The 20224-nt window shown below is 62.7% G+C and carries 13 protein-coding genes and 1 pseudogene; 5 read left to right on the top strand and 9 right to left on the bottom strand.

Annotated elements, in window-relative coordinates; translation table 11 throughout:
• Positions 1-192: 192 nt before the first annotated feature.
• The 4 genes from ATY77_RS23485 to ATY77_RS23470 form a co-directional block, all read right to left on the bottom strand.
• Positions 193-1470, bottom strand: coding sequence for an ABC transporter permease (locus tag ATY77_RS23485; RefSeq protein ID WP_088689063.1), 1278 nt, complete (start codon positions 1468-1470; stop codon positions 193-195).
• Complete coding sequence (locus ATY77_RS23480) at positions 1467-2159, bottom strand: ABC transporter ATP-binding protein (RefSeq protein WP_088689062.1); 693 nt, start codon at positions 2157-2159, stop codon at positions 1467-1469. Before ATY77_RS23480 ends, ATY77_RS23485 begins: the two co-directional genes overlap by 4 nt.
• Before the next feature lie 6 nt (positions 2160-2165).
• The gene (locus ATY77_RS23475; protein WP_088689061.1) at positions 2166-2627 is read right to left on the bottom strand and encodes a hypothetical protein; all 462 of its coding nucleotides are present in this window, start codon (positions 2625-2627) and stop codon (positions 2166-2168) included.
• 96 nt (positions 2628-2723) lie between these two features.
• Entirely contained in the window at positions 2724-4478 is a 1755-nt protein-coding gene (locus ATY77_RS23470; RefSeq protein WP_088689060.1) for an alkaline phosphatase, read from the bottom strand.
• Positions 4479-4562: 84 nt separating this feature from the next.
• Here ATY77_RS23470 and ATY77_RS23465 point away from each other — a divergent pair, with 84 nt between their 5' ends.
• The 3 genes from ATY77_RS23465 to ATY77_RS23455 all read left to right on the top strand — a co-directional run bounded on the left by ATY77_RS23465 (position 4563) and on the right by ATY77_RS23455 (position 6909).
• Positions 4563-4775: a hypothetical protein gene (locus ATY77_RS23465; RefSeq protein ID WP_088677392.1), complete on the top strand. Its 213-nt coding sequence runs from the start codon at positions 4563-4565 to the stop codon at positions 4773-4775.
• Between the two features lie 110 nt (positions 4776-4885).
• The gene (locus tag ATY77_RS23460; protein ID WP_020922622.1) at positions 4886-5920 is read left to right on the top strand and encodes an aspartate-semialdehyde dehydrogenase; all 1035 of its coding nucleotides are present in this window, start codon (positions 4886-4888) and stop codon (positions 5918-5920) included.
• A 164-nt stretch (positions 5921-6084) separates the two neighbouring features.
• Positions 6085-6909 (top strand): lytic murein transglycosylase, encoded by an 825-nt coding sequence (locus ATY77_RS23455; protein ID WP_088677390.1) that lies wholly within the window; start codon positions 6085-6087, stop codon positions 6907-6909.
• Positions 6910-6971: 62 nt separating this feature from the next.
• Here ATY77_RS23455 and ATY77_RS23450 read toward each other — a convergent pair.
• From ATY77_RS23450 to pdxY, 3 genes and pseudogenes are all read right to left on the bottom strand, one after another.
• Positions 6972-8586: pseudogene (locus ATY77_RS23450) on the bottom strand (GGDEF domain-containing protein).
• Positions 8587-8682: 96 nt separating this feature from the next.
• The gene (locus ATY77_RS23445; protein WP_088677388.1) at positions 8683-9324 is read right to left on the bottom strand and encodes a carbonic anhydrase; all 642 of its coding nucleotides are present in this window, start codon (positions 9322-9324) and stop codon (positions 8683-8685) included.
• A 72-nt stretch (positions 9325-9396) separates the two neighbouring features.
• Positions 9397-10272 carry a pyridoxal kinase PdxY gene (pdxY, locus tag ATY77_RS23440; RefSeq protein WP_088689059.1) on the bottom strand — a complete coding sequence of 292 codons (876 nt, stop codon included), beginning with the start codon at positions 10270-10272 and terminating at the stop codon, positions 9397-9399.
• 275 nt (positions 10273-10547) lie between these two features.
• On the opposite strand from pdxY, the gene ATY77_RS23430 reads away from it, so the two are divergent.
• Complete coding sequence (locus tag ATY77_RS23430) at positions 10548-15323, top strand: NAD-glutamate dehydrogenase (RefSeq protein WP_088689058.1); 4776 nt, start codon at positions 10548-10550, stop codon at positions 15321-15323.
• Positions 15324-15347: 24 nt separating this feature from the next.
• Complete coding sequence (locus tag ATY77_RS23425; protein WP_088689057.1) at positions 15348-16736, top strand: MFS transporter; 1389 nt, start codon at positions 15348-15350, stop codon at positions 16734-16736.
• Between the two features lie 38 nt (positions 16737-16774).
• On the opposite strand, the gene purH is transcribed toward ATY77_RS23425, so the two are convergent.
• Positions 16775-18391 carry a bifunctional phosphoribosylaminoimidazolecarboxamide formyltransferase/IMP cyclohydrolase gene (gene purH / locus ATY77_RS23420; protein ID WP_088689056.1) on the bottom strand — a complete coding sequence of 539 codons (1617 nt, stop codon included), beginning with the start codon at positions 18389-18391 and terminating at the stop codon, positions 16775-16777.
• A gap of 126 nt (positions 18392-18517) precedes the next feature.
• Positions 18518-20191 (bottom strand): heparinase II/III family protein, encoded by a 1674-nt coding sequence (locus tag ATY77_RS23415; RefSeq protein ID WP_088689055.1) that lies wholly within the window; start codon positions 20189-20191, stop codon positions 18518-18520.
• Positions 20192-20224 lie beyond the last annotated feature (33 nt).

Below are 20224 nucleotides of genomic sequence, written 5' to 3'. Positions count from 1 at the left end.
AGAGTGATGAGCAACGCGCGCGACCTACTCTCTCCTCAAAAGCAAATCCCCGGCCGCGACACGCCTGACGAGAGTGTGCCAGAAACGGCAGGCCAAAAAGAGGGATGCTTTGGGATTATGACTTTAGTCTAACAACGGCGAGCGTGTTATCCACATCCAGCCATACGCCGCCCTTGAGACGCGCCTCTGCGGCTATGCCCTCAGCGCCTGCGCCGGCGATTGCCTGTAGGCGAGCACCGCCGGCAGCGCGGCAAGAATCGCGACAAAGCCGAGCAGCACCGCGGCAAGCGCGAGATCCTCCCGGGCAAAGCCGACCGGCATGGCAATGCCGCTGGTCTGCGAGAGCAAGCCCGACAAGGTCAGCGCTGCGGCAAAGCCGAGTGCGAATCCGAACCCGATGCCGGCTGCGACGAGGGTGAAGAATTCCAGCCAGACGATGCCGAAGATCGCGCCGCGCGGTGCGCCGAAGGCTCTCAGCGCGCCGATCTGGCGGCGGCGCTGGCCGATATGAATGACGGTGACCAGCACGAGCGAGGCCGCCACAAGAGCCTGCGCGCCGGAAGCAACCGCGACGAGGATCTGCTTGGCGTCGCCGAGCGTGGCGTAGAGATTGGTCAGCACCTCGCCCGGGAAGACCGCGATGGTATTGCCGCTGCGATAGTCCTGCCGCAGCTTGTAGGCGTCGGCGATCGACTTCGGCTTGACGAGGATGGCGGGAAGGCCGGGAGCATTCGCAGTCCAGCTTTCGTCGAGCGCGGCATCCGGGTGGGCTTCGCCATGATGTTCATGCTCATGCGCATCGTGATCGGCGCCGGCCTGCTCATGATCGTGCTCTGCCTCCTCGGCGCCTTCTGCGTGTCCCTCTGCTCCCAGCCCATGAATGTGCCAGACGGCTTGGATCGGAACGAGAATGGCCCGGTCCCAGGCCGTTCCCGTGGGCTGCAGGCGGCCGGCGATATGATAGACGAGTTCGGTGTGGGTCTCGCCTCCTTCTTCCGCTAAGCCGTGCATCGGCTTGATCTCGCCAACGAGCGGCAGCTTGACGGCAGAGCCGATCACCGCCTCTCCCTCGCGCGCGAAAACCTTGCCCTCGGCAAAGCCGCCGGAGAGCTTGTCCGCCAGCGCCATCGTCGTACCGACGATGGGATAGCCGGAGAAGGAATCGCCGAAGCCAATCGGAGCGGCCCAGTCGACACGGGGGTCGGCGGCAAGCCTCGCCAGCACGTCGCCCGGCATCAGCGGCAAAGGCGAGGGCTGCAGAAAGACGGAAGACAGCACGAGCTGCGTCTCGCTGCCGCCGGCGCCGATGACGAGGTCGAACTTGTCGGCGGCACGGGCGCTGCCCAGACGAAGCGCCCGCTCCTGCAGCACGACGCAGACGCCGAGTGCGGTCGCAAGCGTCACCAGCAGCACGACCACCAGCGACCCCGCCCAGAGGCGGCGAAGATCGGCGAGGATGAAGCGGATCATGCAGCCTCCCCTGCCGCAGCAGCGGAATCGTCGCTGATCCGCCCGGAACCGAAGGTAATGCGCCGGTCGAGCCGGCTGACCAGGCGCTGGTCGTGCGAAACGACGATCAACGTGCTGCCTTCGGCCATGGCAAGATCGAGGATCAGATCGCCGACGGCCGCGCCGCTCTCGGCATCGAGGCTCGCCGTCGGCTCGTCGGCGATGATGACGCCCGGCTTGCGCAGCAGCGCCCGGGCGATCGCCACGCGCTGCATCTCGCCGCGCGACATGGTCTCGATCTTCTGGCCGGGGCGGGAAAGGCCGACTGTGCTCAAAAGCGCATGCGCCCGCTCGATGATGACGGCCGTGGTAGCGCCGGCAAGGCGCGCCGGCAGAAGGACGTTTTCCAGTGCCGACAGGCCTGGGAAAAGATGAAACTCCTGCATGACGAGGCCGATATTGGCGGCGCGGAACCGGTCCCGCCGGCTTTCGGAAAAGCCCGCAATATCCTCGCCGTTCCAGCGAATGCGGCCCTGCCGCGTCCGCTCCAGCCCGGTAACGATATTGACGAAGGTGCTCTTGCCGGAACCGGACGCCCCGGTGATGGCGACCCTGCTGCCGGCTTCGATCGACATGCGGCCGATCGCCAGCGCCGGCGAGGACAGGCCGGGGAAAGTAACGTCAAGGTTTTCAATATCGAGAGCGAGCATATCGGTTCAGACGGCGGAATATTCGGCTTGGCGAATGCGCAGAAGGCTGACGAAGCCGGTTTCCGGATCCGTCCAGGAGCCATACTCCAGCGTGCCGCGCACTTCGATCGTCTGGCGCGGCTGCACGAAGGTCTGCTTCTCCAAGAGATAGACGACGACGATATTGTCGGGCCAGTCCGCATCCGAGGAACAGAAGGGGCAGAGCGACATGGGCACTTCGGTCAGCACGAAGAATTGGGCCTCGGCCTTCAACGGCGGGGCCATGAAGCCCTTCATGCTGATTTCCTGGCCGGCGAGGCGCTTCACCTTGTCGGAGAATTCGAGGCCGAGCACGCCGAACTTGCCGTAGAGCTCACCGAAGGCGAGCGAAGAATCGGCAGCGCGAACGAGCGAAGCGGTGAAGGGAAGTACAATGGCGGCGCCGATCAGCCGGCGGCGGCTGAGATGCAACGAAGAAACTGTTTCCATGGCGACCTCCAAGAAGCAGGTCCCGGCCGTCCCCGGCCGGGACCATGATCGGTGAAAGAGCAAGGCCGGCAAGCGGCCTTGCAGGATCAATCCAGATCAGTTTGTCTGCTTCGCGCCGAGAGCAAAGGTGTCGGCGAGCACATGATAGACATCGCTCTGCTCCATGTAGCCGCGGAAGCCTTCGGCGCCCGGACCGGCCGACTGCAGGACGACGTCGTCGACGGCGTGAACGCCAGAGTCGCCGGACTTAGGAATATTGCCCTGGACGAAGACGGCGCCGGGAACATCCTTGTACTGCTCGTTGGCGACATATTCCTTCTTTTCGTTCTGGATAGCCGGAACGAACGGGCCTTCGAGCTTCGGACGGAAGGTCTCGTAGTGATCGGGGCCGTTATTGGCGTTCAGGAACAGGCGGCGGCTGACGTCGATCTTGTCGGGATAGCCGTCGCCGTTTTCGTCTTTGTAGTTCGGGAAGCCGGCTTCGGCATAGATCCCGACCTTTTCGCGCATTTCCGTGCCGGGCTTGTCATCATCGACCGTGCCGATGATGGAAACGCCGTGCGTATGGTCGCCGGTGACGACGATCAGCGTATCGGGATGGGCCTTCTGGAATTCGCGGGCAACACCGATGGCCTTGTCGAATTCGATAGTATCGACGACCGCGCGGTCCCAATCGAGCGGATGGGACATCTTGTCGATCGAGGAGGCTTCGACCATCAGGAAGAAACCTTCGGGATTCTTGGAGAGGCGATCGAGCGCGACTTTGGTCATGTCGACGAGACCCGGCTGGTTCGGGAATTTCTCGACCGTGCCCTTCTTCAGGAATTCGCGGTCGAGCATGACGTCCATATTGCCGGTGTGGAACAGCCCGAGCAGATTGCCTTCAGCCGATGCATTGGCTGCAAGTTCGTTCTTGTCGGTCGCGAGCTTGTAGCCGGCTTCCTGGAACAGCTTGATATAGTCCTGGTTGTCCTTGCGCTTGGAACCGGCGACCTCCTGGCCGAGGAAATAGGCCGAGCCGCCGCCAAGCAGCACCTCCGGCTTGACCTCGAGCAGCATGCCGACGATGTCGGCCTTGTCGTTGCGGTTGCGGGTGTGGGAGACGACCGCGGCCGGGGTGGCATCCTCGACTTCGGACGTTGCAACGATGCCGATCGACTTCTTGGTCGTGCGGCGAAGGGCTTCCGCGATGGTTTCGACACGCGGGTCATCGAGCGAGGACGGCGTGCGGTCCGCATAAACGCCGAGCGCGTTGACGGCCGTCTTGTGGCCCGTCATGTAGGCCGACATGGTGTTGGCCGAATCCGTGGCGACGGCGTTCGTCGAAGACGTGCCGATGAAAGCCATATGGTCGAGATCGTCCATGTTCAGGCGGCCATTCGCCTTCCCTTCGGTCATGCCCTTGGACATGATGCGGGCAGCCGTGCGGTGCGCAACGGAAAGCCCGTCGCCGAGCAGGAAGATGATGTTCTTGGCCTTCGGCTGGCTGGCGGTTTCGTAGACGTTCCAGGTCACGGATTTTGTCTCGTCGCCGGCAGTGACCTCGACCTTGTAGGCGCCGGCAGCCGAAATCTTCAGGCCGCGCAACAGGAGGGCGGAGCCGAGAGCCTTGTCTTCCTTGCCCTTTTCAAGCTCGACGAACTGCGCCTCGCTTCCGAGAACGGTCTTGTAATCCTGGCCGTTGACCGTGATCTTCACGTCTTCCGGCTTGACCTGCTTGTTGAGCTCGACCTTGAAATCGAACGGTGAACCGACAAGGATCGTCGCGCGATCAAGCGGATAGACCGTCGTCGCCTGAGCGGCGCCGGCGAGAATGGTGGTGGCCGCAAAAGCGGCGAGAAGCATACGCATGGAAAACCCCCGTTTTCGTTGCAGGCATAACAACCGCGCCGGAATATCTTCCATGGATGACAGCGGCATGACAAACGGCCGCGGATTGCGGACCGCTCGTCCGGCCTAAGCTATGCGCGCAAAAACCTTGACTCCTGTGGAAAACCTTCTAAGAGCAACAGCGGAAAAGGAATCTCCATGGTTCGCGACGAACACGCCATTGCTGAGTGCAATGACCGGGCACGGGTTGCCGGGGTGGAAATTGCCGTTCCGGTTTCTTCCAAAACCAAGGCCAAAACGACGACGAAAACCGTCTGACGTCTCTGGCCTGCCGCTCTCTCCCCGGCTCGGCTGGGGACAGGAAGACGCGAGTATTCGCGCCTTTCCCCTCACCGGATAGAGGAGAGAAGAGAAAGAGAGCTTGAGAAATGGGTTTCAAAGTAGCAGTTGCGGGAGCGACCGGAAATGTCGGCCGGGAGATGCTCAACATCCTCTCGGAACGAGGCTTCCCCGCCGATGAGGTCGTAGCGCTCGCCTCCGCGCGTTCGCAGGGCACCGAGGTTTCCTATGGAGACCGGACGCTGAAGGTCTCCAATCTGGAGAATTACGATTTCTCCGATACCGATATCTGCCTGATGTCGGCCGGCGGCGAAGTCTCCAAGAAGTTTTCGCCGAAGATCGGCCAGCAGGGCTGCGTCGTCATCGACAATTCCTCAGCCTGGCGCTACGACGCCGACGTGCCGCTGATCGTGCCGGAAGTGAACCCGGACGCCGTCACGCAGTTCACCAAGCGCAACATCATTGCCAATCCGAATTGCTCGACCGCCCAGTTGGTGGTGGCGCTGAAGCCGCTGCATGACTTCGCCAAGATCAAGCGCGTCGTCGTCTCGACCTACCAGTCGGTCTCCGGCGCCGGCAAGGACGGCATGGACGAACTCTTCAACCAGACGCGCGCCGTTTTCGTCGCCGATCCGATCGAGAACAAGAAGTTCACCAAGCGCATCGCCTTCAACGTCATCCCGCACATCGATAGCTTCATGGAAGATGGCTATACCAAGGAAGAGTGGAAGGTGCTGGCCGAGACGAAGAAGATGCTCGACCCGAAGATCAAGGTGACCTGCACGGCCGTGCGCGTACCCGTCTTCATCGGCCATTCGGAATCGGTCAACATCGAGTTCGAAAACGAGATCACTGCCGATCAGGCCCGCGATATCCTGCGCGACGCACCCGGCTGCCTCGTCATCGACAAGCGCGAGAACGGCGGCTACATCACGCCTTATGAATCCGCCGGCGAAGATGCGACCTACATCTCGCGCATCCGCGAAGATGCGACTGTTGAAAACGGTCTCAATATGTGGGTGGTCTCCGACAACCTGCGCAAGGGCGCGGCGCTGAACGCCATTCAGATCGCCGAGCTGCTCGTCAATCGCGGCCTCGTCAAGCCGCGCAAGCAGGCCGCTTGATACCATTTGTAAACCATAACGTGCTAAAGCCCCGCTCGGTGAGCGGGGCTTTCCGGCAGAAACGGCCATGGAAGCGCTCGCCAAAAGGTGATCGTGACAAAATCGCTGATGGCTGGCATTCTCCTGCCGGCCAAAAGCTATGCAGATCGAGAGCGGGGTTCTCAATGCGCATGACAAAGTTCTTTCTGGCGGCCGCCGTGGCAGTAGGCGTCCTCCACGCGGCACCTGCGTTCGCGCAGGGCGCACAATGTGGCAATACCGGCGCTGGCTTCGATGCCTGGGTCAGCGATTTCAAGCAGACGGCGGCAGCCAATGGCGTCAGCCAGTCGGTCCTCAACCGCGCCTTCGCCAATGTCAATTACAACAAGCCGACGATCGCCGCCGACCGTGGGCAGAAAAGCTTCAAGCTGTCCTTCGACGCCTTCATGAAGAAGCGCGGAGGCGCCGCCATCATCTCCCGCGGCCGCAGCATGAAGAGCGCCAACCAGGCGCTGTTCGCCTCGATCGAGCGCCGTTTCGGCGTTCCGGCCGGCCCCCTGATCGCAATCTGGGGCATGGAAACCGGCTTCGGCAGCTATATGGGCAATCAGCATACGCTGTCGGCTGTTTCGACGCTCGCTTACGATTGCCGCCGGTCGGAATATTTCACCGATCAGCTCTATGCTGCGCTCCAGCTCGTCTCCGAGGGTTATCTGAGCCCGCAGGCGAGGGGTGCTGCCCATGGTGAAATCGGCCAGACGCAGTTCCTGCCGCGCAACGTGGTCCGTTTCGGCGCCGACGGCGACGGCGACGGCCGCGTCGACATGGTTGGCTCCCGCGCCGATGCGCTCGCTTCGACGGCGAATTTCCTGAAGGGCCACGGCTGGCGTCCCGGCGCCGGCTATCAGCCGGGCGAGCCCAATTTCGCCGCTATCCAGGGCTGGAATGCAGCCAGCGTCTACCAACAGGCGATTGCCTATATCGGCGAGCAGATCGACGCCGGCAGATAAGCCGCCCCGACCAAGCCTTCACCGGCAACGAAAATCAAACGCCGCTGCAAATGCGGCGTTTTTCATATGCGGGAATCGAAGCCGCCGGCGGATGCCGCCTTGCGCCGCTCGTCCGGCGCCGGCATGATCGGCCCCGAAACGACGCAGTTGCGGCCGGAAGCCTTGGCAGCGTAAAGCGCCAGATCGGCACGCTTGACCAGATCCTCGAAGTTCCGGTTGAAAGCTTCGTTTGCCCGGCCGACGCAGCCGAAACTCGCCGTGACCTTCAGGCGATCGCCGCTCGCCAGCGGGATTTCCGCCGCCTCGATCGCCAGCCGCACGCGCTCGGCAACCCTTGCCGCATCATCGGGTGTCGAATCCGGCAGCAGCGCCAGGAATTCCTCGCCGCCATGGCGCACCAGGAGATCGAAGGAACGAAAATTCTCGCGCGCCACGCTCGCGACATGCCGCAAGACGGCATCGCCGGCGTCATGGCCGTGAACGTCGTTGATCTTCTTGAAATGATCGAGATCGAAGAGCACGACGGAGATCCAGCGCGACCCATGTTCGGCCTGGGTGAGAAGCGCCGATGCGGCGACCTCGAAGCCGCGCCTGTTGTAAAGCCCGGTCAGAAGGTCGGTCTGGGCGGCGTTGCGCAACTCGCCCACCAGTGTCTCGCGATCGCGCGTCAGACGGTCGATCAGCCGCAGGCCCCTTGCCGCCAATAGCATCACCAGCGTGGCGAGAATGAGCAGGCCGGCGCAGAGCGACAGGATCAGCGTCAGGTGAATGTGGGCCCGCGTCGAAAGGCCTTCGCCGGTCTCGTGGATATCGTTGGCCGCCTCGACGATCTTCTGCTGCAGGAAGGCCATGCGCTCGTTCTGCGCAGCGGTCCAGATGTCGCGCACCTCGCGCGTCGGCCGCGATCCGGCGAGAATGGAATCGGTGATCGCGTTCGCCTTCACCTGGCTGCTACGGCCGAGATAGGCAACGATGTCGCGCACGGTCGAGTTCGAGGAATGGAAAGACCATGTGGTCCATTCCGTCGCCGAGCATGACCTTGCCCTGCAAGAACAGTTCAATCGGAAATCTGGCGGAAGAACTCTGATCCAGATAACGGGTGCCGACGACAGTGATCAGCCTTTCGCCGTAATAGGTCAGCAGGATGCCCATCAGCTGGTTGGATTTCTCCAGCAGCACCGGATCGCTGATCAGCGGCGAGAGCGCATCGACGACGGCAAGCTGCTTCTGGGCCACATACCAATAGATATAGCCGGGATCGCTATTGGTATAACGGCCTTGGTCGACGGCGCTTCGCGCCGCCACGATGCGGCTGTAGGCAAGGTTGAGAGCCGACAGTTCGTCCACGAGTCCCTCGTCGAGCACATCGCGGGAGGGCAGGCTGGCGTAGAAGGCGCGGCGTTCTTGGTCGAGCATCGCCCGGCTCCGCTGCATCTCGGCCGCTGCCGGCTCGCTGGGCTGCGCGATGTAGCGGCGGGTGGCGCCGATTTCGGTCAGGATCTCCGTGGCCGCAATAGACCCGCCGCGGGCAAGCACATCGGCGAACTGCCGATCCTTCTCGAGATCCCAATATTCCTTCACCGAGGATCGCAGGAGGATGACGCCTTCAATGACCATGAAGACGAAAGGCAGCATGATGGCAGCCAGGATAACCTTCTTGATGGTTTCGAACTTCATCGCCAATCGCCACGGTGATCAAAATATCGGTCGTGCGCAACCAATCGACGGCGAGCTTATCAATAATTCTTAAAAAACTGATAAAGCGGCGCGCCCCTAGATTTCGGGACGAATGAAGTCGCGGGTTTCGGCGTCCATCACCCAGAGTTCCCCGGTCGAAATATCGAACCAGGCGCCGTGAAGATGCATTTCTCCTGCCTCCTCAAGCGCCTTGATTTCGGGGAAGGTCCGGAGATTATTGATCGAATTGCGGATGGAGACGCGCTCGAGCGCGGTCTGGCGCTCCGCCGCCGTCATCACGTCGTTGCTCTGGATCTGCTCGGCGGCAGGTTTGACCAGCGACATCCAGCGGCCGATGAAATCGCCGGGCGACAGCGGCTCGGCGTTCGGGTCCAAGGCAGCGCGGATGCCGCCGCAGCGTCCATGGCCCATCACCACGATGTCCGAGACCTTCAGCGCCTGAACGGCGAATTCGAGCGCGGCCGACGTCGAGTGGAAATGGCCATCCGGCTCGTAAGGCGGCACCATGTTGGCGACGTTGCGGATGACGAAGAGTTCGCCCGGACCGGCATCGAAGATCAGCTCCGGCGCCGCACGCGAGTCCGAACAGGCAATGACCAGGGTACTCGGACTCTGGCCGTTTTCGGCAAGCAGCCGATACCTGTCGCGGGCATCGGCATAGCGCCCGTTCATAAAGTTGCGATAGCCGTCCAGAAGGGGTGTAGGAAAACGCTGCATGTCTTCTGGATTAGCGCGCACCGAAGACAAGATCAACTGCTGCACTGCAAAATGAGTGCATTGGCAAATGCGTCATTTTTTCCGCCGCTGCGCCGGATGCACGAGCCGGCGCATCTGCACCATCGCCATCGGCGTCGAAAGGCTGGACGCATCGCTTGCCAGCATCAACTCGTTGCTGCCGCGCTTGACGGCGCGCGCAAGCACTTCGAAGACGCTGGCGGTGGCAAGCTGCAGCGCCTTTTCATCTTCCAGGCCGGACAGCAGGCGCGACAGGAAGACGGCGGCAAGCAGATCGCCGAGGCCGTTCGGCGGGTTTTCAACGACGCGATGCTCGGCCAGAAGTGCGTGGCGGCCGGAGAGATAGAGGTTGCCGGTGCCGCCGGACATCATCGGCACGGCCGAGGTGACGAGCATGCGCGACGGTCCGAGCGCCAGCGCCGCCTCCATGATCGCGCTGTTGTCTTCGAGGGCCGCCCCCGAAAGCCAGGCGAGTTCGTAGCGGTTCGGCGTGGCGAGCGAGGCGAGCGGAATGAGATGGTCGCGAATGGCCTCTGCCGTCGCCTCCGGCACATAAAGCCCGCCAAGATCGCCCATGACGGGATCGCAGACATAGACGAGATCGGGATTGTTTTGCCTCAGCGCACCGATCAGCCGGGCGACGGAGCGCGCCTGGGCGGCATTGCCGAAATAGCCTGACAGCACCGCCTTAACCTCACCGATCCACGGCGCGCGGATCAGATCGTCGATCGCCGCGTCGAAATCCGCTTCCGCAAATGTCAGCCGCGTCGCGCGGCCGTGGCCCGGGTGCCAGGGCAGCACGATCGTCGGCAATGCCCAGACCGGATGACCGAGCGTCTCCAGCGCGAAGACGGCGGCGCGGTTTCCAACCGAGCCGCGCACCACATGGCTGGAAATGACGATGACCGCACCCGCTGCATTTTCCGACATGATATCAAGGTCCGACTGATGATGGCGTTTGATGATCTTTTTGACGCCGCGCTGTCAACCATTCTTCACGTGAGCATGGAAATGTGCGGCGGAGCGAAAAACCGGAGAAGGGCCTTCCCGTTCGTTTTGGCCACGAAAGCGGAAAAATCTCTAACAAATTCCCATTTTGAGCGTCAAAAAAGCATCAAAGCGACCCTTCAGGCCTCTATTTTAGAGATTTTTTCGGGAAATCTTCTGCTAGCTTGCAGAAATAAGTCCATTGCGGGAGGCGATTCATGGCTGCAAGAAACAATCCGAAACGGGAAAAGCAGATCGAAAATGCACGCAAGATCGCCAAGGCGACGGGCGAGGCGCATCTCGATCCGGATATTCTCTTCGGCCGGGCCAGCAATGACGATCTCGAACATTATACGCCCGAAATGCTGGCACTCACCGCCGCGCATTCGGCCAGGGAACTCGCCACCTGGAACGGCAAGACCCCGCGCGTCAGCATCGACACCATTGCCGATGTGACGCCTGCCGGTACTGCCGTCTCGGTGCTCTCCGTGACCGACCGGAACATGCCTTTCCTCTATGAATCGGTCATGGGCGAAGTGACGAGCACCCACCGCGATCTCTTCATGGCCGTGCATCCCATCCTGGTGATGGAAAAGGGCAAGGCGCCCACGCTCTATTCCGCCGATCACCCGAGCGATCCCGCCGCCCGCGTCAGCCATATCCAGCTTCATATCGCGCCGCTCAATTCCGCCCAGGCCGCCGATCTCGTCAAGCGCATCCAGACCGTGCTCGAGCAGGTCCGCCTCTCTGTTTCCGACTGGAAGCCGATGCTTGCCAAGCTCGACGGCGTGATCGCCGAGCTTGCGGCCAACGGCGCCGGCCGCAGGAAGGCCGAACACGCCGAAGCGGTCGCCTTTCTGACCTGGCTGCGCGACGAGAATTTCACCTTCCTCGGCATGCGCGAATATGTCTATTCCGGCAAGGGCGCCGACGCCAAGGTCGAGCGCGACAAGGGGGCGGGCCTCGGCATCCTCTCCAATCCCGACGTTCTCGTGCTGCGCACCGGCAAGGACGCCGTGACGACCACGCCCGAAATCCTCGCCTTCCTCGACGGCCCCGACTACCTGATCGTCACCAAGGCGAATGTGAAATCGATCGTCCATCGCCGCGCCTATATGGACTATGTCGGCGTCAAGCGCTTCGACGCGAAGGGCAACGTCACGGGGGAACTGCGCATCGTCGGCCTCTTCACCTCGACGGCCTATACCTCGCTCGCCTCCGAAATTCCGCTGCTGCGCTCCAAGATCGAGAAGGTGAAGGAGCATTTCGGCTTCGACCCGATGAGCCATTCCGGCCGCATGCTCGACAATACCCTGGAATCCTATCCGCGCGACGATCTTTTCCAGATCGATACGACGCTGCTCGCGAGCTTTGCCGAACAGATCAACGATCTCGCCGACCGGCCGCGTGTGCGCGCTCTGCCGCGCATCGACCATTTCGACCGTTTCGTCTCGGTGATCGTCTACGTGCCGCGCGAGGAATATGACTCGATCGTGCGCGAGCGGATCGGCACCTATCTCAAGACCGTCTATGACGGTCGTGTCTCCGCCTATTATCCAGCTTTCCCGGAAGGCGGCGTGGCGCGCGTCCATTTCATCATCGGCCGCTCCGGCGGCAAGACGCCGCGCATTCCGCAGGCAAAGCTGGAGCAGACGATCCGCGAAATCACCGCCCGCTGGGACGATCGTTTCGAGGCGCTCGCCGGGCCCAAGGCGCCCAAACTGTCTGTCGACCAGGCTTTCCAGGATTCCTTCACCCCTGAAGAAACCGTGGCCGACCTCCCCGATATCGGCGCCTGTGCCGCTGGCGAACCGCTCCGCATCCAGTTCTATCATCGCCAGGAAGATCATGGCCGCATCCTGTCGCTGAAGATCTTCCACGCCGCCGGCCAGCTGGCGCTGTCGCGCCGCGTGCCGCTTCTGGAAAATCTCGGTTTCAACGTCGTCAGCGAACGCACCTTTGACATCCGCGTGCCGGCCGCCGATGGGGAAACAAAGCTCGTCGTCCTGCACGACATGGAACTCGAAACCCGCACCGGCCGCGAAATCGATCTGCAGCGTTATGGCGCCGCGCTGGAGGAAGCCTTCGTCGCCGCCTTTGCCGGCACGATCGACAATGACAGCTTCAACAGGCTGATCCTGTCGGCCGGGCTTTCGGCCCGCGAGGCCAACGTGCTACGCGCCTATGCGCGTTATCTGCGCCAGGCCGGCATCGCCTATTCGCAGGATTATATCGCAACGACGCTCGACAAATACCCGACGATTGCCGCCGCCATCTTCCGTCTCTTCCACGACACGCTCGACACCAAGCTGTCGGAAAAGGCCCGCGTGAAGAGGCTTGCCGAGCTGCATCAGGCGATCGAAGCCGAACTCGCCGACGTGCCGAGCCTGGACGACGACCGCATCCTGCGCCGTTACGTCAATATCGTCGATGCGACGCTGCGCACCAATTATTTCCAGCGGAATCCGGACGGCTCGCCGAAGGCGATGCTGGCCTTCAAGCTCGATCCACACCTCGTCGACGGACTGCCGGAGCCGAGACCCTTCCGCGAAATGTTCGTCTACGGGGTCGAGGTCGAAGGCGTGCACCTGCGCTTCGGCAAGGTGGCGCGCGGCGGCCTGCGCTGGTCTGATCGTGCCGAGGATTACCGCACCGAGGTGCTCGGCCTCGTCAAGGCGCAGCAGGTGAAGAATGCCGTCATCGTGCCGGTCGGCGCCAAGGGCGGCTTCTACCCGAAGAAGCTCCCCGTTGGCGGCAGCCGCGACGAGATCTTCAATGCCGGCCGCGAGGCCTACAAGACCTATATCCGCACGCTGCTGTCGATCACCGACAACATCTCCGGCGCCGAGATCGTGCCGCCGAAGGATACGGTCAGGCTCGACGGCGACGATCCCTATTTCGTCGTCGCCGCCGACAAGGGCACGGCAACCTTCTCCGACACCGCCAATGCGCTGGCCCAGGAAGCCGGCTTCTGGCTGGACGACGCCTTCGCCTCCGGCGGCTCGGCCGGCTACGACCATAAGAAGATGGGCATCACCGCCCGCGGCGCCTGGGAAACCGTCAAACGCCATTTCCGCGAAATGGACATCGACATCCAGACGACGCCCTTCACCGTCGCCGGCGTCGGCGACATGTCGGGCGACGTCTTCGGCAACGGCATGCTGCTCTCGCCGAAGATCCGGCTGATTGCCGCCTTCGACCATCGCGACATCGTCATCGATCCCGATCCCGACATGGAAAAGACCCTGGCCGAACGCCAGCGGCTCTTCAACCTGCCGCGCTCGAGCTGGCAGGATTTCGACAAGAATGCCCTTTCGAAGGGTGCGATGATCATTTCCCGCGCCGCGAAATCGGTGACACTGACGCCGGAAGCGGTTGCCGCGATCGGCATCGACAAGGCCGTGGCGACACCCTTCGAGATCATGACCGCGATCCTGAGGAGCCCGGTCGACCTGCTCTGGTTCGGCGGCATCGGCACCTATGTGAAGGCTCCTTCCGAAACTGACACCGAAGTCGGCGACCGCGCCAACGATCCGATCCGCATCACGGCGACGGAGGTTCGCGCCAAGGTCATCGGCGAGGGCGCCAATCTCGGCGTCACCCAGAAGGGCCGCATCGCTTACGGCCTCAGCGGCGGACGCTGCAACTCCGACGCCATCGACAACTCGGCCGGGGTGAACACCTCCGACGTCGAGGTCAACATCAAGATCGCGCTCGCGGCCGCTATGCATGACGGGCGCCTGACACGGGCAAAACGCGATCAGCTCCTGTCGTCGATGACCGACGAAGTGGCGACCCTCGTGCTGCGCAACAACTATCTGCAGTCGCTGGCGATCTCGCTGACGGAGCGCAAGGGCACGGCAAACGGCCTGGAGCTCGCCCGCTTCATGAGTGTGCTCGAAGGCGCCAAGCAACTGAACCGCAAGGTCGAGACGCTGCCCGACGACGCCACGCTTGCCGAGCGTTATGCCGCCGGCAGGCCGCTGACGCGGCCTGAAATCGGGGTGCTGGTTTCCTATGCCAAGATCGTGCTCTTCGATGCGCTCGCCGCCAGCGATCTGCCCGACGATCCCTATTTCACCGCGACGCTTTCGAATTACTTCCCCGTGAAGATGCAGAAGTCGAATGCCGGCGATATCGCCAGCCATCGACTGCGGCGCGAAATCATCGCGACCGTGCTTGCCAACGAGGCGATCAACCGCGGCGGCCCGAGCTTCACCGTCGCCATGATGGATGCGACGGCGGCATCTGCGCCGGAAGTGGTGCGCGCCGCCATCGTCGCCCGCGACGGTTTTGAGCTGGCCCGGCTCTGGGCCGAAACGGACGCCCTCGACGGCAAGGTTTCCGGCGAGATGCAAAACCGAATCTATGAGGAAATCAGCCACAGTTTCATCGTGCTGACGCGCCTGCTCCTGAAGACCGGCATGGGCAAGGCCGATATGGCGGAAGTCATTAGCCGGCTGCAAGCAGCCCTGAAAAAGCTCAAGCCTGCCTTCGCCGAACAATCGGCCGCCGATGCCGCCGCGCGCCAGGCGGACTATCTCCAAGCCGGGGTGCCGGAAAAACTCGCCGCCGAAATCGCCAATCTCCAGAGTTTCGCGCTGGTGCCCGAGATCATGCAGATTGCCGAGCGTACCGGCGAACCCTTGGTGCGCGCCGCCGAGAACTATTTTGCGGTATCGCAGACCTTCCGTATCGCCCGGCTGCTGGCAGCCGGCGGGCGCATCCTCACCTCCGACCATTACGAGAACCTGGCGCTTGCCCGCAGCATCGACCAGATTGCCAGCGCCAGACGCGATATCGTCATCTCGGCCCTTTCCGATCACGGCAAGGAGAAACTGCCCGTTCAGGCCTGGCATGCGCAGGATCGCATTCGCATCAACCGCATCGTCGAGGAGCTTTCGAGCCTCAGCGACGGCGGCGATCCCAATCTTGCGCGCATTACCGTTGCCGCCGGCATCCTGACCGACCTTGCGCGCGACCGGGTGAGGTGAGACAGTCCGCCAAAAAAGGAGCGGATGTTGAATCGCATCGACTGGACAGGAACGCAGCCGCCGAAGGCCACGGAGAAGGGCATCTGGGGGTGGATGTTCTTCGACTGGGCCGCCCAGCCCTTCTTCACGGTCGTCACCACCTTCATCTTCGGGCCTTATTTCGTTGCGCGCCTGACCGATGATCCGGTGTCCGCCCAGGCGATGTGGAGCAACGTGGCGACGATCTCTTCGGTGATCATCGCCCTGCTCTCGCCCGTTCTCGGCTCGATCGCCGATCAGTCCGGCGCGCGCAAGCCCTGGATCGGCTTCTTCGCGGTCATCAAGATCGCGAGCCTTTTCGGCCTGTGGTTCGCCGCCCCCGGCTCGCCGATGCTCTATCCCGTGATCTTCATGATCCTCGCCTCGATCTCGGCCGAGTTTTCGATCGTCTTCAACGATTCGATGATGCCGCGCCTCGTCGACAGAACCGAAGTCGGCAAGCTTTCCAACACCGCCTGGGGGCTCGGTTACCTCGGCGGCATGATCGTCCTCATCGCTGTCGTGACGCTGCTTGCGGCAAGTCCCGAGAGCGGCAAAACCATCCTCGGCCTCGACCCGCTTTTCGGCCTCGATCCGCATGCCGGCGAGGATGCGCGCATCACCGGGCCGATTTCGGCCGTCTGGTATCTGATCTTCATCCTGCCGATGTTCCTCTTCACGCCCGACGTCCGCCGAGGCCTTCCCTTCGGCGCTGCCGTCCGCTTCGGCCTGAAAGAACTCAGAAACACCCTTGGGGAGCTCAAGGAGCGCCGCGGCATCCTCAAATTCCTGGTCGCCCGTATGATCTATCAGGACGGCGTCAACGGCCTGCTGATCCTCGGCGGCGTCTTCGCTGCCGGCATGTTCGGCTGGGCGACGATCGAGATCGGCATTTACGGCATCATCCTGAACATCGTGGCGATCCTTGGCTGCCTGCTCGCCGGCCGCGTCGACAAGGCTGTCGGCTCGAAGGCGACCGTCGTGATCAGCCTGACCATGCTGCTCCTCGCCACCCTCGGCATCATTTCCACAGGACCGGGTTACACCCTGTTCGGCTTGATGCCGCTGCCGACGACGGATTCCGGCGGTCTCTTCGGCACTGCCGCGGAAAAAGCCTATATCCTCTACGGCCTGCTGATCGGGCTCGCCTTCGGGCCAGTGCAGGCCTCGTCGCGCTCCTATCTCGCCCGCAGCGTCAGCCTGGAGGAAGCCGGCCGCTATTTCGGCATCTACGCGCTTTCCGGCCGCGCCACGAGCTTCATGGCGACGCTGCTCTTCTCGCTGGTGACCTATATGAGCGGATCGCCGCGGCTTGGAATGGCAACGCTGATCCTGTTCCTCGCCGGCGGCCTGGCGCTGCTGGTCCGCACGCCTTATCCGGCCGACCGCACGTAGGAAATACGACGCGCGCCCGGACCTGACGGCAGCCTCATTCAGTGCCGGAAATGGCGCATGCCGGTGAAGACCATGGCGACGCCATGTTCGTTCGCGGCATCGATGACCTCCTGATCGCGCATCGAGCCGCCGGGCTGGATGACCGCCGTCGCCCCTGCGGCGATCATCGACAGAAGGCCATCGGCAAACGGCAGGAAGGCTTCGGAAGCGACCGCCGAGCCGTTTGTCATCGGAACCGCAAGGCCGAGCGCCTTGGCCGCCTCTTCGGCCTTCAGGGCGGCGATGCGGGCGGAATCGACCCGGCTCATCTGACCGGCGCCGATACCGGCGGTCTGGCCGTCCTTGGCATAGACCACGGCATTCGATTTCACATGCTTGCCGACCTTGAAGGCGAACTTCATGTCCTCGAGCTCCTGTGCCGTCGGCGCGCGCTTGGTGACGACCTTGAGCTCCAGATCCTCGACCATGCCGTTGTCGCGGCTCTGGACGAGCAAGCCGCCGGAAACCGTCTTCGCCGTCAGGCCCGCGGCGCGCGGATCGGGCAGGCCGCCGGCCGACAGCAGCCGCAGGTTCGGCTTGCGGGCAACGATCGCCTTCGCCTCCTCGGTCACGTCGGGCGCGATGATGACTTCGGTGAAGAGCTTGACGATTTCTTCAGCCGTTTCCGCATCCAAGGTCTGGTTGAGCGCGATGATGCCGCCGAAGGCCGACACTGAATCGCAGGCCAGCGCCCGCCGATAGGCTTCGACCAGGCTCGCGCCGGTCGCGACGCCGCAGGGATTGGCATGTTTGATGATGGCGCAGGCCGGCGCCTTCTCCGGCAGGAACTCGGCGACCAGCTCGTAGGCCGCGTCGGTATCGTTGATGTTGTTGTAGGAGAGCTGCTTGCCCTGGAGAAGGGTGGCCGTCGACACGCCGGGGCGCTTCTCGCCGGTCACATAGAAGGCTGCCTTCTGATGCGGGTTTTCGCCGTAGCGCATCTCTTCCTTCAACGCGCCGCCGATGACGCGGTGACGCGGCGTGTCGATCGACAGCGCCTCGGCAAACCAGTTGGAAATCATCGCGTCATAGGCCGCAGTGCGGGCATAGGCCTTGGCGGCCATGCGCTGGCGGAAGGCATAGGCGGTCTTGCCACCATCGGCAGAAAGCTGCTCGAGCAGTTCGGCATAATCCGCCGGATCGGTCAGGATCGTCACATAGGCATGGTTCTTGGCCGATGCGCGGATCATCGCCGGACCGCCGATATCGATATTCTCGACGGTCGTCGGATAATCGCCGCCGGTCGCGCGCACTTCCTCGAAGGGGTAGAGATTGATGACGGCGAGATCGATGGCCTCGATGCCGTGCTTTTTCATCGCCTCCTGGTGCTCGCCATCGTCGCGGATTGCCAGCAGGCCGCCATGCACCGTCGGATGCAGCGTCTTGACGCGTCCATCCATGATCTCGGGAAAGCCGGTGATTTCGGAGACATCGGTGACAGCAAGGCCGGCAGCGGCGATCGCCTTGTAAGTGCCGCCGGTCGACAGCAGCCGCACGCCGCGTTCGGACAGGGAGCGGGCAAGCTCGACGACCCCGGTCTTGTCGAAGACGGAGAGGAGGGCGGTCTTGATTTCGACCTTGTCGGGGGCGGGGATCTTCTTGGAAATGACGGCCATGAAACCTTCTCCGTTCGGGCTCGGGAGACATCCGCAGGGGACGCCTGCATGTTGGCGTGGCGTTAGCACAGCTTTGCCCCCGCGCAAACAGGAGTCAGCACAGGATCTGAAAGATCGCCGGGCGCTCTAACCTTTGCGAGACAGGAACCAACGGATTTCCGTCTTGCCGGCAAGATCGAAATCGATCTCGATCTGGTCCGAGCCGCAAATGCCGGAGCTGTCGGCGAAGAAAATGTCTTCGGTGATCAGCACTTCATTGCCGGGCGCGGAAAACAGCCAGCTTTCGCCGTCCGGCGCCGTCAGCAGCACGGATTCGCCGTCGCTCTGCTCCAGCACGATCGACGGGTGAATATGAAAGCGGGCGACCGCCTTCAGCGGCTCATCACTCTCATATCCTTCCCGGACGACGAGCCGGTCGCGGCCGGTGACGATCGAGCCGGCGGCGTTGAGCGTCAGTTCACGCTCGTGCATCACGCCGAAGGTTCTGAGATAACCATCATGGCTGAGCTTGATGCCGTCGCGTCCATCCTCCGTTTCGGCCCGCTCGACGCTGACGGTTCTGACCGGCTCGATGATCGCGTGGCTGAGAAAAGGAGAATGTGAAAAACGGCTGGATGAGGTGTCGCTGAGGATGACGGTCGAATGGGCCGCCGTCGTGCGCGCCATCTGGACATAACGATGCCCGGCAAATTTCGGCGATCCGGAATTGACGATGAAGCGATGCCGGCCGGACGACATCTCGAAAGAGAGGCTGCCAGCATGCGCGGTCCGTAGCGCGCCTCCGGAAGGCGGCACGCCGGTATCGGCGATGATGACCGTCTTTCCTGCGGAAAGCCGCTGATAACGCGACTGCGGCAGAGCTTTGAACGGCTGGCCTGCCGTCTCGTCATATCTGAGCACCGACATCAGCTCGTTTGCGAGTGTCGAGGTGGCGCCGTTGAAAAGCGCCAGGTCTCCATCCTGATGGCGGAAGAACCGCAATGCCGGATACATGCGGTCGATGCCGGAGATCAGCTTCTGCGGCAGATCGTGGCCGAGATTGACATAGGTCTGCCGCAGCGGCAGCAGATCGAGCAGCAGTTCCAGGCCGGCGCGCGGGTTGCGCGAGACGTGGCCGCCATCCGGCAGAATCTGGCTATCGAACTCGCGGTCGAGGGCCCGCGCGGCTCTTTTCAACGTCGATGCGCGGGTCGGCATGGCGACGGAGGCCATGGCGAGCGCGATGCGCAGCCGAAACAGCTCCAGGCCGCCCAGCGTGAACGGCGCCATGCGGTGCAGGAATTTCACCTGGAACGCCAGCGATTTCATGAAACGGCGATAGAAGCCGCGATCGGCATTCTGCAGCACGACAGGCGAGTGCGAGAGCCAGGCAATGACGCGCTGGGCGGTGACGTCGGGCTCCCAGGCGACGCCCTCCATGCGGCCGGCATGGATGGAAAGCCAGCTGTCGACGATTGCACGGGCAGCGGCCGCGCTGCGCTCCGTCTTGTGCGCCCGCATATGCCGCAGCCAGCCGAAGCTATGGAGGCGGATCGCAAAAGGGCGCGAGGGCAGGGTGAAGGTAAAGGGCGATTTTCCACTGGTCTCGAGCATGCGCCCGGCCAGCAGAAAGCGCCCGTTGAGGATTTCGTCGGCGACATGCGGATCGATGCCGCGAAGATCGGTCGGCGCGACGATCAGGCGCTCGGGCGGTTTGATGGAATGGCGAATGAGCTTCAGGCGCAGCAACGCGACGCGGCGCAAGGCGCGCCGCCAAGCCTCCCGAACATACATGCTCGCAAAACGCGGACCGGACTGCATATTCTATTGTCTATTGACCCTCGTGGTTAAGAA

The organism is Rhizobium sp. R634 (genome assembly GCF_002211305.1).
GTDB lineage: Bacteria > Pseudomonadota > Alphaproteobacteria > Rhizobiales > Rhizobiaceae > Rhizobium.
Note: the sequence above shows the minus strand (reverse complement) of the source record. Positions and strands in the feature narration are given on the sequence as shown.